Origin of the sequence: Variovorax sp. dw_308 (genome assembly GCF_019207085.1) — a bacterium.
Classification (GTDB): Bacteria; Pseudomonadota; Gammaproteobacteria; order Burkholderiales; family Burkholderiaceae_C; genus Variovorax.
On record NZ_JAATOM010000002.1, the window covers coordinates 67,641 to 89,317 of the forward strand.

At 66.4% G+C, this 21,677-nt stretch carries 22 protein-coding genes; 9 read left to right on the plus strand and 13 right to left on the minus strand.

Annotation, left to right across the window (positions count from 1 at the left end; genetic code table 11):
• Window positions 1-3: 3 nt before the first annotated feature.
• Complete coding sequence (locus tag HCU76_RS03565) at window positions 4-1,284, minus strand: ion channel protein (protein ID WP_218508501.1); 1,281 nt, start codon at window positions 1,282-1,284, stop codon at window positions 4-6.
• Between the two features lie 253 nt (window positions 1,285-1,537).
• Between HCU76_RS03565 and HCU76_RS03570 the strand changes: the two genes are divergently transcribed.
• From HCU76_RS03570 to HCU76_RS03595, 6 genes are all read left to right on the plus strand, one after another.
• Window positions 1,538-1,858, plus strand: coding sequence for a hypothetical protein (locus HCU76_RS03570; protein WP_218508502.1), 321 nt, complete (start codon window positions 1,538-1,540; stop codon window positions 1,856-1,858).
• A gap of 123 nt (window positions 1,859-1,981) precedes the next feature.
• A complete protein-coding gene (locus HCU76_RS03575; protein WP_218508503.1) occupies window positions 1,982-2,509 on the plus strand; it encodes a hypothetical protein in 528 nt (175 codons plus the stop codon).
• Window positions 2,510-2,753: 244 nt separating this feature from the next.
• A complete protein-coding gene (locus HCU76_RS03580) occupies window positions 2,754-3,518 on the plus strand; it encodes an SDR family NAD(P)-dependent oxidoreductase (protein WP_218508504.1) in 765 nt (254 codons plus the stop codon).
• Window positions 3,519-3,531: 13 nt separating this feature from the next.
• Window positions 3,532-4,320 carry an SDR family oxidoreductase gene (locus tag HCU76_RS03585; RefSeq protein WP_218508505.1) on the plus strand — a complete coding sequence of 263 codons (789 nt, stop codon included), beginning with the start codon at window positions 3,532-3,534 and terminating at the stop codon, window positions 4,318-4,320.
• A 257-nt stretch (window positions 4,321-4,577) separates the two neighbouring features.
• A complete protein-coding gene (locus HCU76_RS03590; protein ID WP_213956571.1) occupies window positions 4,578-4,832 on the plus strand; it encodes an AbrB/MazE/SpoVT family DNA-binding domain-containing protein in 255 nt (84 codons plus the stop codon).
• Complete coding sequence (locus HCU76_RS03595) at window positions 4,826-5,146, plus strand: type II toxin-antitoxin system PemK/MazF family toxin (protein WP_218508768.1); 321 nt, start codon at window positions 4,826-4,828, stop codon at window positions 5,144-5,146. The genes HCU76_RS03590 and HCU76_RS03595 overlap by 7 nt, the downstream gene beginning before the upstream one ends.
• 44 nt (window positions 5,147-5,190) lie before the next feature.
• Here the strand turns inward: HCU76_RS03595 and HCU76_RS03600 are convergent, their stop codons facing one another.
• From HCU76_RS03600 to HCU76_RS03620, 5 genes are all read right to left on the minus strand, one after another.
• Complete coding sequence (locus HCU76_RS03600; protein WP_371319756.1) at window positions 5,191-5,880, minus strand: DUF2894 domain-containing protein; 690 nt, start codon at window positions 5,878-5,880, stop codon at window positions 5,191-5,193.
• Window positions 5,873-6,529, minus strand: a complete 657-nt coding sequence (locus tag HCU76_RS03605) for an OmpA family protein (protein WP_218508507.1) — start codon at window positions 6,527-6,529, stop codon at window positions 5,873-5,875. Before HCU76_RS03605 ends, HCU76_RS03600 begins: the two co-directional genes overlap by 8 nt.
• Window positions 6,529-8,838, minus strand: a complete 2,310-nt coding sequence (locus HCU76_RS03610; RefSeq protein ID WP_218508508.1) for a DUF802 domain-containing protein — start codon at window positions 8,836-8,838, stop codon at window positions 6,529-6,531. The genes HCU76_RS03605 and HCU76_RS03610 overlap by 1 nt, the downstream gene beginning before the upstream one ends.
• 16 nt (window positions 8,839-8,854) lie before the next feature.
• A complete protein-coding gene (locus HCU76_RS03615; protein WP_218508769.1) occupies window positions 8,855-9,583 on the minus strand; it encodes a DUF3348 domain-containing protein in 729 nt (242 codons plus the stop codon).
• A 67-nt stretch (window positions 9,584-9,650) separates the two neighbouring features.
• Window positions 9,651-11,201: an acyl-CoA synthetase gene (locus HCU76_RS03620; RefSeq protein ID WP_256353978.1), complete on the minus strand. Its 1,551-nt coding sequence runs from the start codon at window positions 11,199-11,201 to the stop codon at window positions 9,651-9,653.
• A 230-nt stretch (window positions 11,202-11,431) separates the two neighbouring features.
• Between HCU76_RS03620 and HCU76_RS03625 the strand changes: the two genes are divergently transcribed.
• A complete protein-coding gene (locus tag HCU76_RS03625) occupies window positions 11,432-12,595 on the plus strand; it encodes an ABC transporter substrate-binding protein (RefSeq protein ID WP_213956566.1) in 1,164 nt (387 codons plus the stop codon).
• A 150-nt stretch (window positions 12,596-12,745) separates the two neighbouring features.
• Here HCU76_RS03625 and HCU76_RS03630 read toward each other — a convergent pair whose 3' ends face one another.
• Window positions 12,746-13,984, minus strand: coding sequence for an MFS transporter (locus HCU76_RS03630; RefSeq protein ID WP_218508509.1), 1,239 nt, complete (start codon window positions 13,982-13,984; stop codon window positions 12,746-12,748).
• Window positions 13,985-14,105: 121 nt separating this feature from the next.
• Between HCU76_RS03630 and HCU76_RS03635 the strand changes: the two genes are divergently transcribed.
• Window positions 14,106-14,903: a helix-turn-helix domain-containing protein gene (locus tag HCU76_RS03635; RefSeq protein ID WP_218508510.1), complete on the plus strand. Its 798-nt coding sequence runs from the start codon at window positions 14,106-14,108 to the stop codon at window positions 14,901-14,903.
• Here HCU76_RS03635 and HCU76_RS03640 read toward each other — a convergent pair.
• Complete coding sequence (locus tag HCU76_RS03640) at window positions 14,900-16,030, minus strand: 3-deoxy-7-phosphoheptulonate synthase (RefSeq protein ID WP_218628261.1); 1,131 nt, start codon at window positions 16,028-16,030, stop codon at window positions 14,900-14,902. The two genes, HCU76_RS03635 and HCU76_RS03640, sit on opposite strands and share 4 nt — an antisense overlap.
• A gap of 47 nt (window positions 16,031-16,077) precedes the next feature.
• Window positions 16,078-16,575, minus strand: a complete 498-nt coding sequence (locus HCU76_RS03645) for a hypothetical protein (RefSeq protein ID WP_213956563.1) — start codon at window positions 16,573-16,575, stop codon at window positions 16,078-16,080.
• Between the two features lie 127 nt (window positions 16,576-16,702).
• Here HCU76_RS03645 and HCU76_RS03650 point away from each other — a divergent pair, with 127 nt between their 5' ends.
• Window positions 16,703-17,032 carry a hypothetical protein gene (locus HCU76_RS03650; RefSeq protein ID WP_213956562.1) on the plus strand — a complete coding sequence of 110 codons (330 nt, stop codon included), beginning with the start codon at window positions 16,703-16,705 and terminating at the stop codon, window positions 17,030-17,032.
• Window positions 17,033-17,167: 135 nt separating this feature from the next.
• Here HCU76_RS03650 and fahA read toward each other — a convergent pair whose 3' ends face one another.
• From fahA to HCU76_RS03670, 4 genes are read right to left on the minus strand one after another with little or no spacing between them, the layout of a single operon-like run.
• Window positions 17,168-18,448 (minus strand): fumarylacetoacetase, encoded by a 1,281-nt coding sequence (fahA, locus tag HCU76_RS03655; RefSeq protein ID WP_218508511.1) that lies wholly within the window; start codon window positions 18,446-18,448, stop codon window positions 17,168-17,170.
• Window positions 18,445-19,743 carry a homogentisate 1,2-dioxygenase gene (gene hmgA, locus HCU76_RS03660; RefSeq protein ID WP_218508512.1) on the minus strand — a complete coding sequence of 433 codons (1,299 nt, stop codon included), beginning with the start codon at window positions 19,741-19,743 and terminating at the stop codon, window positions 18,445-18,447. Before hmgA ends, fahA begins: the two co-directional genes overlap by 4 nt.
• A gap of 25 nt (window positions 19,744-19,768) precedes the next feature.
• On the minus strand, window positions 19,769-19,975 hold the full coding sequence (locus HCU76_RS03665) for a DUF2783 domain-containing protein (RefSeq protein WP_213956559.1): 207 nt from the start codon (window positions 19,973-19,975) through the stop codon (window positions 19,769-19,771).
• Window positions 19,976-19,985: 10 nt separating this feature from the next.
• Window positions 19,986-21,656, minus strand: coding sequence for an FAD-dependent oxidoreductase (locus HCU76_RS03670; protein ID WP_218508513.1), 1,671 nt, complete (start codon window positions 21,654-21,656; stop codon window positions 19,986-19,988).
• Window positions 21,657-21,677: the final 21 nt, after the last annotated feature.

Here is a 21,677-nt window from a genome sequence, read left to right on the forward strand (position 1 = left end):
CGCTCAGTGGGTGTTGGGCGGCGGCTCCTGGGGTTCGTCCTCGATCAACATGACGGCGCGGCCCGCCAGCACGAGCCACGCCGGCAGGATGACGACGCACAGCATCGGCAGCAGATCGATGCCGGGGAGCATGATGGCGCCCATGAACAGGCTGAGCCAGCCGTCCCGCGTCGCCACCAGCGTGAAACCGAGCACGGAACAGGAGACAGAGATCGCGCCGGGAATCATCGGGAAGACCTGGTGCACGAGCAGTCCGAATGCGACGCCGACGAACACCAGGGGAAAGATTCGTCCACCCCTGAACCCGCAGGTTGCCGACACCAGGATGGCGAGCAGCTTGATGACCACGATCAGCGCCAGTGCCGCGGCGCCGTAGCTGCCGGCGTTGCTCACGAGCGTCTTCATCTCGGCCAGGCCCTTGAACATGGTGATCGGTCCGCCGACGATCCCCAGAAGGCCCAGCACGAACCCGCCCATGGTGAGCGCCAGGACCGGGCTGCGCAGGGCCGTGTAGGCCTTGTGGAAGATCGGGAAAAGCCACACGGCGCACATGCCGACCGCAATGGCGGCAAGCGCCACCAACATGCCGAGGCCGATGTCGATGATGTTGGGATGAACGTAGGGCTGGATCGGCAGCGAGAAATTCATCTCCTCGAACTGCGACATCGTGATCGCGCCCGTGCCGGCCGCAACCAGCGGCGCGAAGAGCTGGTCCCACAACGGCTTGTCCTTTTGGCCGGTGAGCATTTCCGAAAACAGAAGCGCGGCCGCGACTGGCGTGCCGAACATCGCGCCGATGGTGCCGGCCGCCGCCAGCAAGACCCAGCCCTTGGTCGGGACGTATGGAACCAGCCTGCCGCCGACGGCAACCGTGATGCCCACGATGATCGCGATGATCGGGTTCTCGGGCCCCAGGCTCACACCGCCCGCCAGCGCAAGGATCAAGGCCAGGGCCAAGCCGGGCAACACGCTCAGCGGCGTGGGTGCGCCGAAGAGTTCGAGGGTCGCGGGATCGGGTCCTGCATGGCCGGGGAAGAAGCGCACGACAAGGCCGACCGCGAATCCCGTCAGCGTCAAGATGCCCAGCACCCACCACCACGTCGTGTTCGAGGCGCCGAACATCGGGGGCAGGGTCTGCCACAGGAATTTCTGAAGCAGATTCGCGACCAGCACCACCACCACCAGGATGACGGCGGCGGCCGCACCGACGACGATCGCCGGCCCGCCAAGGGCCACCATGCTTCGGGCCCGAGGATCAATTGCAAGCGTTTCCGGAGTGCTCATGGCTGTCTTCGACTGGCATAGGCCGCAAAGTCATCGGTCTTGCAGGCTAACGCGCCGGGGTAGACACGCACATTGCCCTTTGGGGCAAAGTCGACTGGCGGCTCTTGCCGTCGTTGCCTGCGGCAAGTGTCCGATGAGCTTCCCGCAAGCGGCGTCCAGTGTCATGATCCTCGCGAGGATCCTGTCGCAGGGAAGTTGCCCTCGGGCGCAAGGCGTCGGCTGACCCTGTCCCCGAGAGTCCGTAGGAGCGATCTTGTACGACTTCAAGTGGTCTGATTCTGAAAAGAAGCTCGCGCGCCGCGTGTTCGAGGCTGCGCTTGCAACGGAGCTGGCCGAGGTCATCGCCGAGTTCAAGACGAGGGCCGCCGCGGCAGCCGAACCTGACGACCTATGGTCCATCCAGGAGTCCCTCACTCGCACGCGGCGAGAGATCGACGAGAAGTACGACAACCGGTACTCGCAGCTCGGCCTGGTGTTCGGCAGGTTGCTGCGCGAAGGGCGCATACAGGAGGCGCAGTTGGCTGGTCTTTCGGAAGAGAAGCTGTCGCACATTCGGCGCATTGCGTCCCTGTGAGGCCCTCGCAACCGACCGAAGCCATCGCCCCAAGCCGCCGGCACACACAGGCGCTCCGCGCCGAAATCCCGGCAGCGATCAAGGCGAAGAGATGAGCGTTTTCTTGGCCAACAGGAGGTTCCTTTGCCCCAGTTCAACAACGTCATGATCATCACGGAGGACCAGGTCGGCGAAGGGTCGCCCCTGCTCTTTCCCAGCGTGTCATCGTGCTCGGCCGTCGTGGCCTGCCTGGCCAACACGCTCGTGGGCGCGCATTTCACGCAGGATGTCTGGACAGGCGTCGACCCCCAGAAGTTCACCCGCAGGCTTCTCGATGGGCTGAAGGACAAGATCGGTGTGCGGCCGATCGATCGGCTGTTGATCGTCGGATTCAATCAGGGCCACAACCCGCCGAAGATCATGTCGGACCTGGAGGTGCCGCCGGCCCATTGCGACACCTACGACATCTCGCGCAAGGGCGTGCCGGATGTGACCTTGATCTTCACCCACCAGGGCGCAGGCGTGCGCCCGAAGGTCGACTTCAAGCGCCAGACCAAGGTGACGGCGGCGGCCGATCCGAATCCGGACTGGACGATGGCCGATCTGCGCAAGGGCGCCCTCGGCACCGCGACGACCGGCAAGCTGCACACGTTGAGAAAGCACTTCGTCTGAAGAAGGTGCGAATCTTTCCACTGCGGACGCCGATCCCGCTACGAAATCTTCACTCCTTCCGAGGCGAGCGCGGCTTGCCACGGCAGGCGAGGTTCGCGCATCAGCTTCGGCCGGAAGCAAGGCCGGCCTTGCCCGGTCACCTCTGGGACTGCCTCGCCAGCCCGCGATGCAGACCGCGCTCAAAGCCTCTGCTATCGTCCCCGCCGCCTGACCTGGCACCCAGATTTCTTCGAGGAGTTTCCTGATGTCCCTGTTTTCATTGACGGGCAAGGTGGCAATCGTCACCGGCTCATCCCGCGGCATCGGCCGCGCCATTGCCGAGCGGCTGGCCGAGCACGGCGCCAAGGTAGTGATCTCCTCGCGCAAGCCCGGGCCTTGCGAGGAAGTGCGCGACGCCATCAACCGCCAGCATGGCGACGGCACGGCCATCTCGGTGCCGGCCAACATCTCGTCGAAGCAGGAACTGAAGAATCTCGTCGACGAAACCAACCGCCAGTTCGGCAAGGTCGACATCGTGGTCTGCAACGCGGCGTCCAACCCGTACTACGGCCCCTTCGCCGGCATCGAGGACGACCAGTTCCGCAAGATCCTGGAGAACAACGTAATCGCCAACCACTGGCTGATCAGCTTCGCGGTGCCGCAGATGATCGAGCGCAAGGACGGCGCGATCATCATCGTGTCCTCGATCGGCGGGCTGCGCGGCTCGCCGATCATCGGTGCGTATTGCGTGTCGAAGGCGGCGGACATGCAGCTTGCACGCAACCTCGCGGTCGAATACGGGCCGCACAACGTGCGCGTCAACTGCATCGCGCCTGGCTTGATCAAGACCGACTTCGCGCGCGCCTTGTGGGAAGACCCGGAGGGCCTGAAGCACCGCACCGCCACGACACCGCTTCGCCGCATCGGCGAGCCGGACGAGATCGCCGGCGCGGCGGTGTTCCTCGCATCGCGGGCCGGTTCCTTCATGACCGGACAAAGCCTCGTCATCGACGGCGGCGTGACCTGCTGAGGGGGCATTCCACATGGACATCCAGGGCAAGGTCGTCATCGTCACCGGCGGCGCGTCGGGTATCGGCAAGGCACTGTGCGAGCGCTTCGCCCAGGAAGGCGCGCGTGGCGTGGTCGTGGCGGACCTCGACGCGGCAGGTGCGAAGCGCGTCGCCGAATCGATCGGGGGCATGGGCGCAGGTGTCAACGTCGCGGTCGAGGCGGAGATGCAGGCACTGGTGCAGGCCGCGACCGAACGCTTCGGCCAGGTCGACGTGTTCTGCTCGAACGCCGGCATCGTCGTGCGCGGCGACGAGGACACGCCCAATGCCGACTGGCAGCGCCACTGGGACGTGAACCTCATGGCCCACGTCTACGCGGCGCGCGCCGTGCTGCCGCAGATGCTGGCGCGCGGCGAGGGCTACCTGGTGCAGACCGCCTCCGCCGCCGGCCTGCTGAGCCAGGTGAATGCCGCGCCCTACTCCGTCACCAAGCATGCGGCCGTCGGCTTTGCCGAATGGCTGTCGATCGCGCATGGCGACCAGGGCATCCGCGTGAGTTGCCTGTGTCCGCAAGGCGTGCTGACGCCGATGCTGATGGGTGCCGACGGATCGCAACGCAGCCAGAGCTTCCTCGGCGACGGCGCGGTGTCGCCGGATTCCGTGGCCGGCGCGGTGATCGACGCGATGCGGGAAGAGCGCTTCCTGGTGCTGCCGCATCCGGAAGTGCTGACCTTCCTGCAGCGCAAGACCGCCGACTACGACCGCTGGCTTCGCGGCATGCGGCGGTTGCGGGAGAAGGTCGTGGGGATGGTCAAGGGCTGAGGGGGACACGCAAGGCTGCGGCCATCGTCAGTAGCGGTCCTTTCGTTCGCGAGGAACGGCCCTTGCTGGCACCCCTGGCGATGCCATGCAGTTCGTCCAGTGTAGGGACCGGCACGACCAGCACACCCGCGCCCTTGGGAATCAGCGCGAATTCCTGGCCGACGTCCCATTGGAGACCTTGCGCCAAGAATACCCGCGGTCGTGGGACATTGACCTCGGACCCCTGAAGGAATAACATTGTTGCAACAGGAGGTTCCATGCAAGTCACTATCAGACCATTCGGAAACAGCAAAGGCGTCGTCCTTCCAAAGCCACTGCTTGCCCAGGCAGGCCTCGGCGACGAGGATGCGGCGGACATGACCGTCGAGGATGGCGCAATCGTCTTGAGGAAGACAGCGCGACCGGCCCGGGCTGGATGGGCGGAGGCTGCTCAGGCACTCGCCGCAAAGGGCGACGACGAATTGGTCATGGGCGAATTTGGCAACGCCGACGATGCGGAGTTGACCTGGTGAAGCGCGGGGAGATCTGGCTCGTCAATCTCGACCCCACCGTCGGAAGTGAAATCAGGAAATCACGACCTTGTCTCGTGGTTTCGCCGTTGGAGTTGAACGATCACCTGCGTACCGTGATCGTGGCGCCAATGACGTCGAAGGCCTTCTCTGCCCCTTTCCGAATTCCGCTAACACACGGGGGCACCAAGGGACTGATCTTGCTGGACCAGATTCGAACGGTCGACAAAGTGCGCTTGGCCAAAAAGCTCGGCGCGGTATCGGCGAAAACCTTGGCGGTCACGTTGACCACACTTCAAGAAGTTTTCGCGGAGTAATTCATTGTCAGGCTGATCGAGCACCGATAAGCAAATGGCGACAGTTATTCGGATTTAACGCGGCCGGGCTTCTTCGATCCGTCGCGCTGGCTTTCCGCGCCACCCGTTGAAGCGCTCCCCGCATTCGCCTGCTCCAGCCAAAGCAAGGTATCCACATACGCCATGAACCGATTCAGGTACTCCGGCGAGAGGTCCCGCATCAACGTCAGCGCCTGATGCACCAGATGCTGCGAATTGAGCGGCCCCGCGTTCTCCGGCACCTTCGCCAGCGACTGCGTCAGCCGCCGATCGGCGCTCAGCCTGGACCAGGTGCTGCGGAAGTAGCTCAGCGTCTTCAGTTCGCGGGTGCCCTCGGGTGTCGGCACACCATCGGTGATTGCGGCCGGCCCGCGAGCTGAGGATGGCGCAAGCCGCCCGATGTGCTCGACCAGTTCGGCCAGCGGCCCGCGCGAGGCCTGGCTTGGCGGGCTCCCTCTCAGGGAAGCGGAACGCGATGCCGGTGGGCCGGCCTTTTCAAGGTCATCACCGTAGGTCCGCAAGAGCCTGTCGACCTTGTCGTCCAGCAAGCGCCGCGTCTCGCCGCTGTGCACCGCCGCCCTCCTCGCCATCGCCTCGATGAACCGGAAGCGCACGGGGTCCAGTCGATGCGCGCCCTGCTTGCGCCAAGCCTCCAGGGTCGCGCCAGCGTCCAGGTCCGCCGCCGCAACATGCGCATTTGAAGCGTCGCTACCCACGGGGCTTGTCGACAACGATCGCATTCGACGGCCGCGGCGTCGGCGCCATTTCCACGCGTCGGTTCTTCGACCGCCCGTCCGCATCCGCATTCGACGCCACCGCCTGCTCGGATCCGAAGGCCGCCGCAAACACCGACCCCGACGGCAGCCCGTCCTCGATCAGCGAGCGCGTGACCGTCAAGGCCCGTTGCGCCGAGAGTTCCCAGTTGTCCGCGAACTGGCGATTGCCGCCGCGCACTTGCCGGTCGTCTGTGAAGCCGCTGACCATCAGGATCTCGTCGCGCGTCTTCAGGTACGCAGCCAGCGGCCCCGTGAGGCTCTTGAGCAACTGCCGACCCTCGGGCTGCAACTCGGCGGAGTTGAAGGCGAAGAGAACGCTGCCGCTGATGCCGATGCGGCCATTGTTCAGCGTCACGCGCCCGGCCGCGAGCGGGCCTTCCAGCGCCTTCTCGAGTGCCTCGCGGCGCTGCTCTTCCGCCTGCCGCTGCTTGACCTCGGCTTCCAGCTTGGTCGCGAGGTCCAGTTGCATGCCGAGTACACACACGAGGATCAGCACGAAAGCACCCAGCAGGCCCGACATGAGGTCGCCGAAGACTGCCCAGACCGGTACCGTCGGCTCGACGCCGCCGTCGATCGCGTCGTCGGTCATCACGCTTCGCTGCCCGCAAGGGTCCGCTGGCTGGCCAGTTGCTGCAGATCTTCGACGATCTGCTTCTGCGACATGATGCTCAGGTCGATGACTTCCCTCGCCTGCGCCACGTAGTAGTCCAGTTGCTCGTCGCTGCGCGCGAGGGACTTGCCCAGTGCGCCTTCGATGCGCTGCAGGTGCGCCACGAGCTTCTCGTTCGACTGGCTGAACAACTGCACGGCCAGGCCGAAGGCCTCGCCCAGGCTCGCCACCTCGACCGCGCTGCCGGTGACCTGCGCGGCGACGTCGGCCATGCGCGCGGTTTCGGCCTCGACCTTGTCGGTGAAGCGCGTGCCGACGCGTTCCATCACGTCCGCCGACGCCGCCACCAGCGCGTCGATGGCCGCGCGCTGTTCGGTGGAGGCGTGGTTCACGGCGCCGAGCAGGGTCTCCAGCGTCTCGAGGATGCGGCTGCGCTCCTCCAGCATCGCGTTGTCGCGCACCATGCTGTCGGACAGTTTCTGGCGCAGCTCGCCGATGACTTCGGCGGCCGCGCGGGGCGCTTCCGACGCGGCCTGCATGAGCTGCGCGATCTCGGCGATGGTGCGGCTGGCGTGGTCCTCCGAATGTGCAGAGATGTCGCGGCCGGTCCGGGCCAGCGTCTCGCAGATTTCGCGTTGTTGATGCTCGGCGCGCTGGCCGGCTTGCTGCCATTCCTGCTGCAGCGATTCGGCCATGGCTTCCAGGGACTGCGTCCACGCGCCAAGGCGCTGTTCGTCGCGCGAGGCCATCGCCTCCAGCGCGTGCGTCCAGGCTGCCAGCCGCTGTTCGTCGCGCGACGCCATCTCCGCTTGCAGGCTGGCATGCGCTTGATCCACCGTGCGCTGCAACGAGGCCGCGTGTTGCTCGAAGCCTGCCGCAGCCGACACGAGGGCCTGCTGCGCCTCGCCCGACAGCGCCTCGCTGACGCGCTGATGCTGCGCCAGCGCCTGCCCCCAGGTGTCCGACACGCTGCTTGCGGTGCTCTCCAGCCGAGCCGCGACGCCGTCCACCAGCGATGCGGCATGCTGCTCAAATCCTGCCGCAGCCGACACCAGGGCTTGATGTGTATCGCCTGCCAGCTTCTCGCTGACCAACTGATGCTGCGCGAGCGCCTGCCCCCAGGTGTCCGACACGCTACTCGCCGTGCTTTCCAGCCGAGCCGCGACGCCTTCTACCAGCGAAGCCGACCGTTGCTCGAAGGTCTGCGCAAAGTGGTCGAGCGAGCTCCGCAGGTGGCCCGACTGCGCGACGATGGCGCCCTGGTGTTCCGCGAGCGCGGTTCTCCAGATGTCCGCCACAGCGCCCGTGGTCGCCTCCAGCCGGGTCGACAGGCCGTCGAGTTGCTTCTGCACGCTGTGCTCCACGGTGCCGTGCAACGCGACAGCTTCCCGCGCGATGCCAGCCATCGCCGCTTCCACGACCGGCTGGATCGTCGCGCCGGCGACGCGGGCGCTTTCAGTCAGGCTTTCCTTCAGGGACTGGCCGACGGAGGTGGCAAGCCCCGAATAGACCGCCTCCGCCTTCAGGTGGAAGCTGTCCTGGCTGGACGCGATGCGCTCGTTCAAGGCCGCGCTCTGTCGCTCCATCGCCGCCAGCATCTCCTGCAGCCGGCCGACCAATTCCGGCATCGCCTCGCCCTGCCGCTGCAGCAGCCTGAAAGACTCCTCGCGCTGGTGCGCCGCGGAAAACACGCGAAGGCTCGTCGCGATTCGCGTGTCCAAGGCTTGCGCTGCCTGCAGCCGGTCGCGCCGGCACAGCGCGGAGACCAGCCCCAGCATCGCCGATGCAGCCACGCCCGCGACGGAGGTGCCGAAGGCCAGGCCCAAGCCCCGCACCGGCGCGGCCAGCGAGGAGCGGATCGCATTCACGTCCGACGCGCTCTCCAGCGCGATGCCGGTGCCGTTCAGCGTGACCACCATGCCAAGGAAGGTGCCCAGCATGCCCAGCAGCACCAGCAGCCCCGCCAGGTAGGGCGTCATGGCCGGGCCGGGCAAGCCGACGCGCACGCCCTCGACGCGCAGGCGAACCGGGTTCTGCAGCGACGGATGCAGTTGCTGCAGCCACGGGCCCAGGCTCGCCGGCGGGTCGCCCTTCTGCGAAACGGCACGCGCAAGAGTCGCGGTCGCTTGGTGGAAGTGCAGCAGTTCAAGCGCGCCCATCAGGTAGAACGCGCCGACCAGCAGCGTGATCACCAGCGCCAGCGGATTGGTGCCGATGTATCCGGCGCCCACCCAGCACACGGCGGCCAGGCCAACCAGGAAGGCGGCGTAATGGAGAGATCTGTTCATGTGGCTTAGGGTCACTTCACTTCATGCGAAGGGCTTCGAGCAGCCCTTCGACCGGTTGAAATCGAATATCCAGTTCGGCCAGCAACACGCCTTGCATGTCCTTGCCGAACGCTTCCAGCCAGGCTGCGGGCTGGACCTGACCCGGCGAACTTACTGGCTTGCCGGCGTTGTCCGGCGCGTCCGGCGCGTCCGGCCCGTCCGGCATTTGGCCCTGCGCCCCCGAGTGCGCCTGCTTCAGACGCTTGAAATACTTCTCCAGCACCGCAGGCACCGTCGCCAGCAAGCGCTGCTCCTGCGGGTCCAGGGCCTGCTCCATCACTGCGTCCACCGATGCCAGCCGCGCCATGGCCGGCGATCTGCCCGCCAGCACCGCCCTCAAGCGACCACGCAACGGCCCGATGCCCGCCTCCATCGCCTGCTGCCGCGCGATGTAGCGCTGGCGGTAAGGGGCGAAGTCGTCGACCGAGAAGGCCGTGCCTTCGGTGATGGCCTTGGTCAGCGCGGTGCGCACACGCGCGCATTCACGTTCCTCGGCGCTTGCGGAGGCAAGTGCGCGGGAGGGCGCGGTTGCCGGAGGGCTGTTCAACGCGGAGGACAAAGAGATGGCGTCGGTCCATCGGAGCCATTGGCTCAATCGCTCCGCGAAGGCTTGTTTGGGTTCGGGGGCGCCGTGATCGGTCAGTCGAGCCAGCAAGAGAATGAGCGCCGATCCGGTGACACCTGGGCGCCGTGACACTTGCACCATATCGCCAGAGGGAAAAACCGGGCAGTTTACCCGGTCGCCCCCGCCCAACCCCGGTCCACCCGATCGGCTACTGGGCGACGCCGTTGCCGCCCGCGTACATGAGCCGCAGTTCGCGCTTGAGCAGCTTGCCCGTCGGATTCTTCGGCAGCGCGTCGGTCAGGATCACGCGCTTGGGCAGCTTGAACCCGCCGAGGCGGCCGGCGCAGGCGGCGAGCAACTCCGCCTCGGTCATGTCCACGCCCTGCTTGAGCACGACCACGGCGGTCACCGCCTCGATCCATTTCGGATCCGGCACGCCGATCACGGCCACCTCCGAAACGCCCTCCACGCCGTAGATGGCCTCTTCCACCTCGCGGCTGGAGACGTTTTCGCCACCGGTCTTGATCATGTCCTTCTTGCGGTCGACCACGGTGATGTAGCCCTCGTCATCCATGGTGCCGAGGTCGCCGCTGTGGAACCAGCCGCCATGGAACGCCGCGGCGGTGCGCTCCTCGTCGTTGTAATAGCCGGCCAGCAACTGGGGCGAGCGGTGCACGATCTCCCCGACCTCGCCGGTCTTCACATCCTGCATGTCGTCGTCGACCAGGCGCGTCTCGACATTGAGCGCGGCCTTGCCGGCCGAGCCCGCCTTGCGAAGCTGGTCCTCGGGCTTGAGCACGGTGGCCACCGGCGCGATCTCGGTCTGGCCATAGAGGTTCCACAGGCGCAGGTGCGGCATGCGCTGCTGCATCTCCTTCAGCACCTCGACCGGCATGATCGACGCGCCGTAGTAGCCCTTCTTCAGCAGCGACAGGTCGGTCTGCGCGAACTCAGGCGCACGCAGCAGCGCGATCCAGACCGTGGGCGGCGCGAAGAAGGAATTGATGCCGTTCGCAACCATCATGGCCAGCAGGTTCTGCGCTGTCGGCTTGCTCGTGATGATGTTGGTCGCGCCCACGTACACCGACGGGCCCAGGAACACGTCGAGCTGAGCGCAGTGGTAGAGCGGCAGCGCGTGCAGCAGGCGGTCCGAGGCGGTGAGCTCGATGTCGACCAGGCATGTCACGTATTCGGAGATGACTGCATCGTGGGTGAGCATCGCACCCTTGGGCCGCGACTCGGTGCCGCTGGTGTAGACGATCTGGGCGAGCATCGCGCCGTTCAATGCGCGCTCGGGTGCCGGGCCGTCGAGCAGCAGGCTGTCGAAGGCCAGCATGTCGGACTCTGGTGGCGAGGCCTGTTCGCCGGGCAGCCACACCAGTTGCTGCACCGCCGTGTCGCTGATCGCGGCCCTTGCCAATGCCGCCCCTTCGGAGTCCACGCAAAGCATGCGCGCACCGGCATGCTGGAGGATGTAGCGCGACTCGTCGGCGTTCAGCATGAAGTTCACCGGCACCAGCACCGCGCCGATGCGCGCCACGGCGAAGCGCAGGGCCGCGAACGCATGCGAGTTGCGCGACAGCACCGCAACCCTGTCCCCCACCCCGATGCCCTGCTCCACCAGGCCATTGGCCAGCCGCGTGCAGACGGCGTCGAATTCGCGGTATGTCCAGGCAGTCGATCCGCACTGGATCGCGAGCTTGTCGGGGGAGCGGCGGCAGGTGCGGCGCAGCAGGTCGCCAAGGGTCTGGCGGCTCATGTCTCCAGTCATTTTTTTCCTTTGTCTCGGTTGAAATCCAAGTATCCACGCGACGCCCGGCGCACGGCTTGTGAACTTTTGAATTCGTTCCTTGCCACCGCGTTTGCCTGATTCGTCGCGAATGCCACGCCAGGTCCTGGAAGAGACCTCGCGCAGGTGACGAATTTACATTTTGTTGCTAATGTCAATGGCTTCGTTGAACCACCTGAACGCCGAATTGGATAGCCAGCATGAACAGATTCGAGGCCGCCTCTTCTTCCCTGTCCCACACGCCCAATCGGCGCCAGGCCATCGGCCGCGTGACGGGCGTCTTGGCGGCCGCGTCCGGGCTGGCGGCGCCCGCATTTGCGCAGGCCCGGGTGGTTCGGATCGGCACGACCTTCGACAACAGCAGTGTTGAAAAGGCCAACGGCACGGGCATGTTCCTGGGCTCGTCGGCGTACTTCAACGCAGTCAACAAGGCCGGCGGCATCCACGGCGCGAGGATCGACCTGGTCTCCGCCGACGACCAGTTCAAGCCCGACGTGGCCAAGGCCAACGCCCTTGCCTTCGCCGCCGACAGCACCGTGGTGGCGATGCTGCATCCGCTGGGCACGCGCCAGGCGGCCGAGGTGATCGACGCGGTGCCCGGCATGGCCGTGGTGGGGCCGAACACGGGCACGGTGTCGCTTCGCAAGAAGGCCGCGCCCAACGCCTTCTGGGTGCGCGCCAACTACGACCAGGAAATCGACAAGCTCGTGGCCACGGCGGTGACGGCCGGGCAGACGCGCATCGGCATCGTGTATTCGAACGATCCGCTCGGCCAATCCTTGCTGGCAGGTTTCAAGGCGGCGCTGGCGAAAGTCAAGCTGGAGCCGGCGGTCATCGCGAGCACGCCGGGGACGACCAGCATGGAAGTCGGCCCCGCGGCCGCGCAGATCGCCGCGGCCACGCCGCAGGTGGTCATCATCGGCCTGGCCGGCACCGCGCCAGCTTTCGTGAAGGCCCTGCGCCAGGCGGGCGGCAAGAGCAACGGCTATGGCCTGTCGATCACCGCCGGATCGCTGAGCGCGATGGGCGAGTTGTCGCACGGGCTCGGCTTCTCGATGGTGATGCCCTCCCCCTTCGCGACGAAGTTCGAAATCGTGCGGCGCTACCAGGTCGACATGCTGGCCAGCGGCAACAAGGAGTTCTCGCTGCCGAGCCTGGAGGGCTATGTGGATGCCTGCGTGCTCGGCGAAGGCCTGCGCCGCGCCGGCCCGTCGCCCACACGCGCGAGCCTGCTGGCATCGATGGAACGGATCGAGGGATTGGACCTCGGCGGCGTGAAGATCAACTTCAGCCGCGGCAACCGCGAAGGCAACCAGTTCGTGGACGTGGCGGTGATCAGCGCGAGCGGGCGATTGCTGAGCTGAAGCGGAAGGCGGGACGCGCGGCGCCTCAGAAGGTGTGAAGATTTCGTAGCGAGGGCGCCGAGGTCGGGTCGAGGACCGGAACCGCACTCTCGTGCGGTGAGGACCGCAGGCCCGAGATCGGCGTCCGCAGTAGAAAGATTCACACCTTCTTCAGTGCGCGGCCTTTTTCCGCTCGATATTCGGCAGCAGCATCGCCACAATTCCCAGCAGCGGCAGGTACGCAATCACCTGGTACACGTAGTCGATGCTCGTGTGGTCCGCCAGCAGGCCGAGCATCGCGGCTCCCAGTCCGCCCATGCCAAAAGCGAAGCCGAAGAACAGCCCCGACACCATCCCGACCTTGCCGGGAATCAATTCCTGCGCATAGACCAGGATCGCCGAGAAGGCCGACGACAGGATCAGCCCGATCAGGATGGTCAGCGTGGTGGTCCAGAACAGGTCCGCATGCGGCAACAGCAACGCGAACGGCGCCACGCCGAGGATCGAGGCCCAGATCACCGGCTTGCGGCCGATGCGGTCGCCCACCGGCCCACCGATCAGCGTGCCGAGCGCCGAAGCGAACAGGAAGATGAACAGGTGGTACTGCGAGCCCTGCACCGACAGGCCGAACTTCTCGATCAGGTAGAAGGTGTAGAAGCTGCTGATGCCGGCGATGTAGAAGTACTTCGAGAAGATCAGCAGCAACAGCACGCCGATCGCGCCGATGACCTTGCCGCGCGGCAGCGGTGCCACCGCTGGACGCAGCGCCGCACGCGCTTTGGCCGCAGCGTGGTGCAAGGCATACCAGCGGCTCACCTGGATCAGCAGCGCGATGCCGAGCAGCGCGGCCAGGCAGAACCAGGCCACGCTCGACTGGCCGTACGGCACGATGACCACCGCCGCCACCAGCGGCCCGAGCGCGCTGCCGGTATTGCCACCCACCTGGAACAGCGACTGCGCCATGCCATGCCGCCCGCCCGAGGCCATGCGCGCCACGCGCGACGACTCCGGATGGAAGATCGAAGAACCCGTACCGACCAGCGCCGCCGCCACCAGCACCACCCCGAAACTGGGTGCGAAGGCCAGCAGCAGCAGACCCGCGAGCGTGAACGTCATGCCGATGGGCAGCGAATACGGCGTCGGCTTGCGATCGGTGTACAGGCCCACGAGCGGCTGGAACAGCGAAGCCGTCAGCTGATAGGTCAGCGTGATCAGGCCGATCTGCCCGAAGCTCAGGCTGAACTCGCCCTTGAGCACCGGATAGATCGCGAGGATCAGCGACTGCATCATGTCGTTGATGAGGTGCGACGCGCTGATGGCGCCAAGCACGCGGAAGGCGGTGCGTTGCGCGGCGGGCGCATTGGCCGGTGCGGCGGGAATGGCGGCGCTGGGAGGAAGAACGCTGGACATGGAGAGCCTGGATTGCGCGCACCGGACGCGCGCAGTCGGAAAGTTGGATGAGGGGTGGATCGTAGAGGTACGATCGATGCCTGTCTCTCGCCAATCGGGCTGCGCTCTTCGCAAAAAGGACATGGCAAGCTCCCGCAGATTTCCGCCGGCGATGCCGGACCCCGACTTTCTCGCGGACGTCGACCGCAGCGAAGCGCTGGTCAACTGTCACCCCAACGACTATCCGCCCGGCCACGTCATCGGCTGGCATGCACATGCCAAGGAGCAACTCGTCTACGCGGCGCACGGCGTGATCATGGTGAGCGCGCAGGGCGGCCAGTGGATCGTGCCCCCGACGCGCGGGATCTGGATGCCGGCCGGCGTACGCCACAGCATCCGTTGCATCGGCGAGGTCCACATGCGCAGCGTCTATGTGCGGCCCGGCGCCACGCCACACCTGCCGCGGGAATGCGCCGTGGTCGGCATTTCGCCGTTGTTGCGCGAACTGATCCTCGCCGCGATTGCGATCACTCCCGGTTACGCGACCCACTCCCGCGATGGCCGCGTGATGCGACTGCTGCTCGATGAACTGCACGCCCTGCCCGTGCTGCCCCTGCATCTGCCGCAACCCGAAGAGCCCCGTCTGCAGCGCATCTGCACGCGCCTGCTCGAAGCACCCGACGACCCGACCACGCTCGACGACTGGGGCCAGCGTCTTGGCGTCGATGCCAAGACCATCCAGCGCCTGTTCGCACGCGAAACCGGCATGACCTTCGGCCAATGGCGCCAGCAAGCGCGGCTGCTGCATGGCCTGGAACGGCTCGCGAGCGGCGAGAAGGTCGTCGACGTTGCGTTGGCCGCGGGCTACGACAGCCCCAGCGCCTTTGCCACGATGTTCAAGCGGCAGTTCGGGCAGACGCCGAGCGAGTTCTTTCGTTAGCGAGCGGCCGGGGCCGTCGTGCGACGCGTCTTCACAGCGGCAGCCAGTTCGTGCAGCACCGGCACCGTCTGCACGAAGCTGATGCAGGCATCGGTGATCGACACGCCATGCTTCAGCGGGGTGCCGGCGACCAGGTCCTGCCGGCCTTCTTCCAGGTGGCTTTCGATCATCACGCCGGTGATGCGCCGGTCGCCTGAAGCGATCTGGCCCGCCACGTCCTGCGCCACGACGATCTGCCGCTGGTGCTGCTTGCTGCTGTTGCCGTGCGACAGGTCGACCATGACCTGCTCGCGCAATCCGTTGGCACGCAATGCCTCGCAGCTCGCCGCGACATCGGCCGCCGAATAGTTGGGCGCCTTGCCGCCGCGCAGGATGACGTGGCAATCGTCGTTGCCGCGCGTCTCGAAGATCGCGGCCATGCCCATCTTCGTCATGCCCATGAAGGCATGCGGCGCGCGCGCCGCGAGGATGGCGTCGGCCGCGACCTTGATGCTGCCGTCGGTGCCGTTCTTGAAGCCGATCGGGCAGCTCAGGCCGGAGGCCAGCTGGCGATGGCTCTGGCTCTCGGTGGTGCGCGCGCCGATGGCGCCCCAGGCGATCAGGTCGGCGACGAACTGCGGGCTCAGCAGGTCGAGGAACTCGGTGCCGGTCGGCAGGCCCAGCGTGGTCAGCTCCAGCAGCAGGCGACGGGCGCGCTCCAGGCCCTCGTTGATGGCGAAGCTGCCGTCCAGGTGCGGATCGTTGATGTAGCCCTTCCAGCCGACGGTCGTGCGCGGCTTCTCGAAGTAGGCGCGCATGACGATGAGCAGGTCGTCTTCCAGTTCATCAGCGACGGCCTTCAGGCGGTGCGCGTAGTCGAGGGCCTGGTCATGGTCGTGGATGGAGCATGGCCCGACCACGACGACGAGCCTGTCGTCGCGGCCATGAAGCACGTCGGCGATCCTGGCGCGGCTGCTTTCGACGAGCGCCAACGTGTTGTCGCGCACCGGCACGCGCTCCTGCAGCAAGGCCGGCGTGATCAGCGGGCGCACCGCGCCGATGCGTACGTCGTCGATGCGGGTGGTGTCGATGGTGCTGTCGCGCGAGCCGACTTCGGCGTCGTGGAGGGGGTCGTCTAGTTTGGGCATGGCGGGAATCTCGGGTGCGTAGGGACTTTGCGGGCGCAATTGTCCACTCACCCGCCGGCGAGCCCCGTTCGGCGTTGGCGGCTGCATTGTCCGGAGCGACTTCGTCCGACATACAGCCTCTCGCGTGCATATAGTCTTGAAGCACCACTTGCATCGAACCATTGCTCCATGTCCATCGTCTGTGATGCCTGCAAGTCGAGCAATCGGAACACCGCCATGTTCTGCATCGGCTGTGCGCGCCGCTTGCCCAGCTTCGTTGCAACCGGGCCATCCATGCTGGAGACGACGCGTCGCGGGGGGTTGACGCGGCCGGCCACCGGGACGCCGATCGAAGGGCATTCGGCTGGCAGGGTGCTCGAAGACGATCCGCGCAAGCCGTGGCTCTGGCTCGGTGCGGGCGCATCGATGCTGATCGCTGCCTTCTTGGCCTGGTTCTTCCTGGTCGCATCGCCCGCGAGCGACAGTTCGGTGCGCCGGCTGCCGCCTGCCAGCGTTGCAACAGCGGCACCAACTTCCTCGCCATCGCTTGCCAGGTCGAACGACACGCCGCAGTTCGACGATCGACCAGCCGCCACGCTGGCATCGCCGCCAACCCCACCTGTTGCGGCGGCACCGACGCCGGTTCCGACAGATGCCTCTGCGCCAACGCTGCAACGCGCCGCACCTTCTGTCTTGCCCGCAGCCGCCCCCAACAGGGAAGCAGCGCGCACGGTCGAGAAGTTCTACATCGCCCTGTCCTTCGGCGATGGATCGACCGCCGCCTCGCTCGTCACGCCGACCAAGCGCGGCGTCGGTCCCTTCAGCGAGGCCGGGATGACGAGCTTCTACGGCTCGCTGCGCGACCCGCTCGCGCTGCGCTCGGTGCGGCCGTTGGGTGGTGGGCGGGTCGAGGCCCGCTACCGATATCGCGCGACGACGACCACCTGTGAGGCCACTGCCGTCGTCCAGACCGAGACGGTCGGGGACAAGACGCTGATCCGTAGCATCAGCGCAAATTGCTGATCACGCCGACTCAGAAGGTGTGAAGATTTCGTAGCGAGGGCGCCGAGGTCGGGTTGAGGAGCGGAACCGTACACCCGTACGGTGAGCACCGGAGGCCCGAGATCGGCGCCCGCAGTAGATAGATTCGCACCTTCTTCAGCTTCCGACCACCGTCCCGCTCACCTCACCCAACCCGATCCGCGCCGCGCCGGCACGCTCGCAGTAGCCGCGCAGCGTGAGCGTGTCCCCATCCTCAAGGAAGGCCCGAGTCTCGCCGTTCGGCAGCGAAATCGGCTGCTTGCCACCCACTGTCAGTTCAAGCAGCGACCCAGCCTGATCCGCCGCCGGGCCGGACAAGGTGCCCGAGCCCAGCAGGTCGCCCGGCTGCAAATTGCACCCATTGACCGTGTGGTGCGCCAGGAGTTGTGCCGGCGTCCAGTACGCCGCTTCACGCATGTCCGTCTGCGACAGGCGCACCGCCGCCGCGCCGGCCTCGCGCATCTTCTTCGTCTGCAGCCATGCTTCCAGCGTGATGTGGAAGCTGCCGTGTTCGCGGTTGTTCGGCGAATCGAGATACGGCAGCGGCTGCGGATCGCCTTCCGGCCGCTCGAAGGATGCGCGGAAAGGCGCCAGCGCCTCCAGCGTCACCAGCCACGGGGACACCGTGCTCGCAAAGTTCTTCGACAGGAAAGGCCCGAGCGGCTGGTACTCCCAGCCCTGCAGGTCGCGCGCCGACCAGTCGTTGAACAGCGTCACGCCGAACAAATGCGATTCCGCGTCCGCCATCCCGACCGGCTCGCCCAAGCCATTGCCCCGCCCGATGAACCAGCCGAGTTCCAGCTCGTAGTCCAGGCGAAGACTAGGCCCGAACACCGGCGGCGCGGCGGGGTCGGAACCGGCCGGCTTGGTCTGCCCCTTGGGACGCTTGAATTGCTGGCCGCTCACGCCGATCGACGAGGCCCGCCCGTGGTAGCCGATGGGCACCCACTTGTAGTTGGGCAGCAGCGGGTTGTCGGGACGGAACTGCTTGCCCACCGTGGTCGCGTGGTGGACGCTGGTGTAGAAGTCGGTGTAGTCGCCGATGCGGCAGGGCACGGTCATCTCGACATCGGCCTGCGCGTAGAGCGCGAGTTGCCAGTCCTTCTGCTTGGGGCTGCCTTCGCGCAGGCTTTCCGAGAGGCTTGTGCGCAGTGCGGCGCGCTCCTCGGGCGTGGCCGCCATGAGCAGGTTCATGTCGGCATGGTCGATGAGGTGCGCGGCTTCGAGGTCGAGCACGCGGTCGCCGATGGCCACGCCGATGCGGAAGGCCTCCTTGCTGCCCCTTGGCCGAAAGCGCCCGAACGGCAAATTCTGGATCGGGAAATCGCAGCTGGGTGCGTTCGCGGTTTCGACCCAGCTTCGCAGTTTCGGGTCGTGGGTTTCGTTGATGTCGGTCATGATTTCTTGAACTGGTCTTTCAGGCCGGCCCAGCAGTCGGCGTAGTCCTGGTCGAGTGAATTGCTGGACAGCGCCCATTGGGTCGGCAGGAAGCGGTAGCGGCTTTCGAACATGAAGGCCAGCGTGTTGTCGAGCTTCTGCGGCTTGAGGTCGGCGTTGCTGGCCTTGGTGAAGGCTTCCTCGTCGGGGCCGTGCGGCACCATGCAGTTGTGCAGGCTGGCGCCGCCGGGTTTGAAGCCGCCGGGCTTGGCGTCGTATTCGCCGTACACCAGGCCCATGAACTCGCTCATGAGGTTGCGGTGGTACCAGGGCGGACGGAAGGTGTCCTCCATCACCAGCCAGCGCGGCGGGAAGATCACGAAGTCACAGTTGGCCGTGCCGGGCGTGTCGCTCGGCGACGTGAGCACGGTGAAGATGGAAGGGTCGGGGTGGTCGAAGCTGATCGAGCCGATGGTCATGAAGCGCGCGGTGTCGTACTTCACCGGCGACAGGTTGCCGTGCCATGCGACCACGTTGAAGGGCGAATGGCTGGTCGGCGCGCGCCAGAAGCGGCCGCCCGCCTTCTTGACGAGTTCATAGCCGCCGTCTTCCGTCTCGAAGGCGGCGACGGGCGCCTGGAAGTCGCGCGCATTGGCCAGGCCGTTGGAGCCGATCGGGCCCAGCTCCGGCAAGCGGAACTGCGCGCCGTAGTTCTCGCAGACATAGCCGCGCGACACACCGTCGGGCAGGCCGACCTTGAAGACCACGCCGCGCGGCACCAGCGCGATCTCGCCAGGCTTCACCTCGAGCACGCCCATCTCGGTGGTGAGCACGAGGCGGCCTTGTTGCGGCACGAGCAGCATCTCTCCATCGGCATTGACGAAGGCGCGCCGCTCCATCGAGCGGCCCGCGATGTAGATGAGCGCGCCGATGCCGCATTGCGCCTCCGCATCGCCGTTCGCGGCAAGCGTCTGCATGCCGTCGATGAAGTCGACCTGCTCCGCGCCATCCATCGGCATCGGATGCCAGCGCATCGGTTCGGGCGGCAAGGGCACGCTGCGGTCGCCGCCGGTCTGCCAGCTCGACTGGGCATAGGGCTGGTAGCGGCCCGACACCACGGAGGGCTGGCGGCGGTACATCCAGGTGCGCCGGTTCTCGTGGCGCGGCGCGGTGAAGGCAGTGCCGGAGATCAGCTCCGGATAGAGGTCGAGCGGCGCGCGCTGCGGGCTGTTGCGGCCCTGCGGCAGTGCGCCGGGCACGGCTTCGGTGGCGTATTCGTTGCCAAAGCCGGTCTGGTAGGCGAGCGGTGTGGTCATGGACTTTCTTCGAGACGAAATGGGTTCAGGCGCGCTTGGCCGCGGCAAAGGCTTCGCGCAGCACCGGCAGCGAGCCGATGTGGTTGGCCAGCAGCAGCACCAGGCGCGCGTTGAAGGCGTGGCTCTCTTCCGCCGAGAGGCCTTGGTGGGATTCGATCAGCGCCTCGTAGAAGTCGTCCGGCGCGTCGAGATTCGATTCGGTGATGAGTCGGGGTTGGGTGGCTTGCAGCATGAGGATTCCTTCAGACCCAGCCGAGCGCGCGATCCAGCGCGTCGCGGATCACGGCGGCGTCGGGTTGTCGCCAGCGCGCGCAGACATGCTGGTCGGGGCGCAGCAGGTAGACGGTGCCGACTTCCGCGTCGTAGCGCCGGGCCGCCAATGCGTGCGCATCGTCGAGCGGCACGACCACGGTCCTCACCGGCACGTGCGCGACTGCCGATGCTTCGGCCACGGCCCGCGCGGCCCGGTCGGAGAGGACATCGATGCCGAACACCAGCGCCGTGAAAGCCTCGCCGCCGGCATGCGCCAGCAGCCATCCCATGCTGCCATCCTTGCGGACCAGCGGCGCATCGGCAGCCACCGCGCCCGGCACCATGCGGCCGTTGAATGCTTGCGCATCGGGCGTGCTCAGCGCGGAGTCGTGCAAAGTGGCAGGCACCGAGAGCCGGCCGCTGTTGACCAGCTTGCGCGCGAAGGCATTGACCTTCGCCAACTCCAGCACCGCATCGCGGAACAACTTGCTGACTTCGCTCTTGGGCGTGATGAAGTCGGTGGCGCGCGTCGAGTTCAGGATGTTCTCGTCAGCGGCGTATTCGCGCTCCTGGCCGTAGCTGTCGAGCAGCGCATCCGACGCCTGGCGTTGCAGCACTGCCGCCAGCTTCCATGCGAGGTTTTCCGCATCCTGCACACCGGAGTTGGCGCCTCGCGCACCGAAGGGCGAGACACCATGCGCCGAATCGCCCGCGAACAGCACGCGGCCGTGGCGGAACTTGTCCATGCGCAGGCAGGAGAAGGTGTAGACGCTGGCCCATTCGAGGTCGAACTGAGCGTCCTCGCCGAGCAGCGCCTTCACGCGCGGAATGATCTTCTCGGGCTTCTTTTCTTCCTCGGGATCGGCGTCCCAGCCGAGCTGGAAGTCGATGCGCCAGACGTTGTCGGGCTGCATGTGCAGCAGCACGCTCTGGTTGGGATGGAACTCCGGGTCGAACCAGAACCAGCGTTCTGCAGGCCGATCGAGTTTCATCTTGACGTCGGCGATGAGGAAACGGTCCTTGAACTGGCGGCCCTTGCTTTCCAGCCCGAGCAGTTGTCGCACGCTGGAGCGTCCACCATCGCAGGCGGCAACGTACTCGGCCTCCAGCAGATAGGGGCCATCCGGCGTCTCGACCGTCAGCGTGACATGGTCGGCATGCTGCACCGCGCCCGCCACCTTGTTCTTCCAGCGCAGGTCGATCAGCGGCAGTTCGGCCGCGCGCTCGGCGAGGAAGCCTTCGACGTAGTACTGCTGCAGGTTGACGAAGGCCGGCCGCGAATGGCCGGCCTCGGGCAGCAGGTCGAAGCTGTAGATCTCTTCCTTCTTGAAGAACACGCGCCCGACGTTCCACGAAACGCCCTTGTCGACCATGCGCTCGCCGCAGCCGAGCCGGTCGAAGATCTCCAGCGTGCGCTTGGCGAAGCAGATGGCGCGCGAGCCGGTGGAAAGCGTGTTGTCGTTGTCGAGCAGCACGACCGGCACGTCGCGCTGCGCCAGGTCGATGGCCAGCGCCAGGCCCACCGGGCCGGCGCCGACGACGACCACGGGCCGCCGCACGGGCATCGCGGCGTCCTGGTCCGCATGGCGCACATAGTCGAATTCCAGCTTCTGGTAGTCGACGGCTTCGCCCTTGCGTGATGCAAGCTCGTTCAATTGCATGGTGTGGTCACTCCTGCGAGG

Coding starts and splice junctions, on each gene's coding strand:
- HCU76_RS03620 (WP_256353978.1), bottom strand. CDS start 11,201: ATGAGCCGCCAGACCCTTGGCGACCTGCTGCGCCGCACCTGCCGCCGC.
- HCU76_RS03625 (WP_213956566.1), top strand. CDS start 11,432: ATGAACAGATTCGAGGCCGCCTCTTCTTCCCTGTCCCACACGCCCAAT.
- HCU76_RS03605 (WP_218508507.1), bottom strand. CDS start 6,529: ATGACCGACGACGCGATCGACGGCGGCGTCGAGCCGACGGTACCGGTC.
- HCU76_RS03670 (WP_218508513.1), bottom strand. CDS start 21,656: ATGCAATTGAACGAGCTTGCATCACGCAAGGGCGAAGCCGTCGACTAC.
- HCU76_RS03640 (WP_218628261.1), bottom strand. CDS start 16,030: ATGCCCAAACTAGACGACCCCCTCCACGACGCCGAAGTCGGCTCGCGC.
- HCU76_RS03610 (WP_218508508.1), bottom strand. CDS start 8,838: ATGAACAGATCTCTCCATTACGCCGCCTTCCTGGTTGGCCTGGCCGCC.
- HCU76_RS03630 (WP_218508509.1), bottom strand. CDS start 13,984: ATGTCCAGCGTTCTTCCTCCCAGCGCCGCCATTCCCGCCGCACCGGCC.
- HCU76_RS03565 (WP_218508501.1), bottom strand. CDS start 1,284: ATGAGCACTCCGGAAACGCTTGCAATTGATCCTCGGGCCCGAAGCATG.
- HCU76_RS03580 (WP_218508504.1), top strand. CDS start 2,754: ATGTCCCTGTTTTCATTGACGGGCAAGGTGGCAATCGTCACCGGCTCA.
- HCU76_RS03590 (WP_213956571.1), top strand. CDS start 4,578: ATGCAAGTCACTATCAGACCATTCGGAAACAGCAAAGGCGTCGTCCTT.
- fahA (WP_218508511.1), bottom strand. CDS start 18,448: ATGACCGACATCAACGAAACCCACGACCCGAAACTGCGAAGCTGGGTC.
- HCU76_RS03635 (WP_218508510.1), top strand. CDS start 14,106: ATGGCAAGCTCCCGCAGATTTCCGCCGGCGATGCCGGACCCCGACTTT.
- hmgA (WP_218508512.1), bottom strand. CDS start 19,743: ATGACCACACCGCTCGCCTACCAGACCGGCTTTGGCAACGAATACGCC.
- HCU76_RS03585 (WP_218508505.1), top strand. CDS start 3,532: ATGGACATCCAGGGCAAGGTCGTCATCGTCACCGGCGGCGCGTCGGGT.
- HCU76_RS03615 (WP_218508769.1), bottom strand. CDS start 9,583: ATGGTGCAAGTGTCACGGCGCCCAGGTGTCACCGGATCGGCGCTCATT.
- HCU76_RS03665 (WP_213956559.1), bottom strand. CDS start 19,975: ATGCTGCAAGCCACCCAACCCCGACTCATCACCGAATCGAATCTCGAC.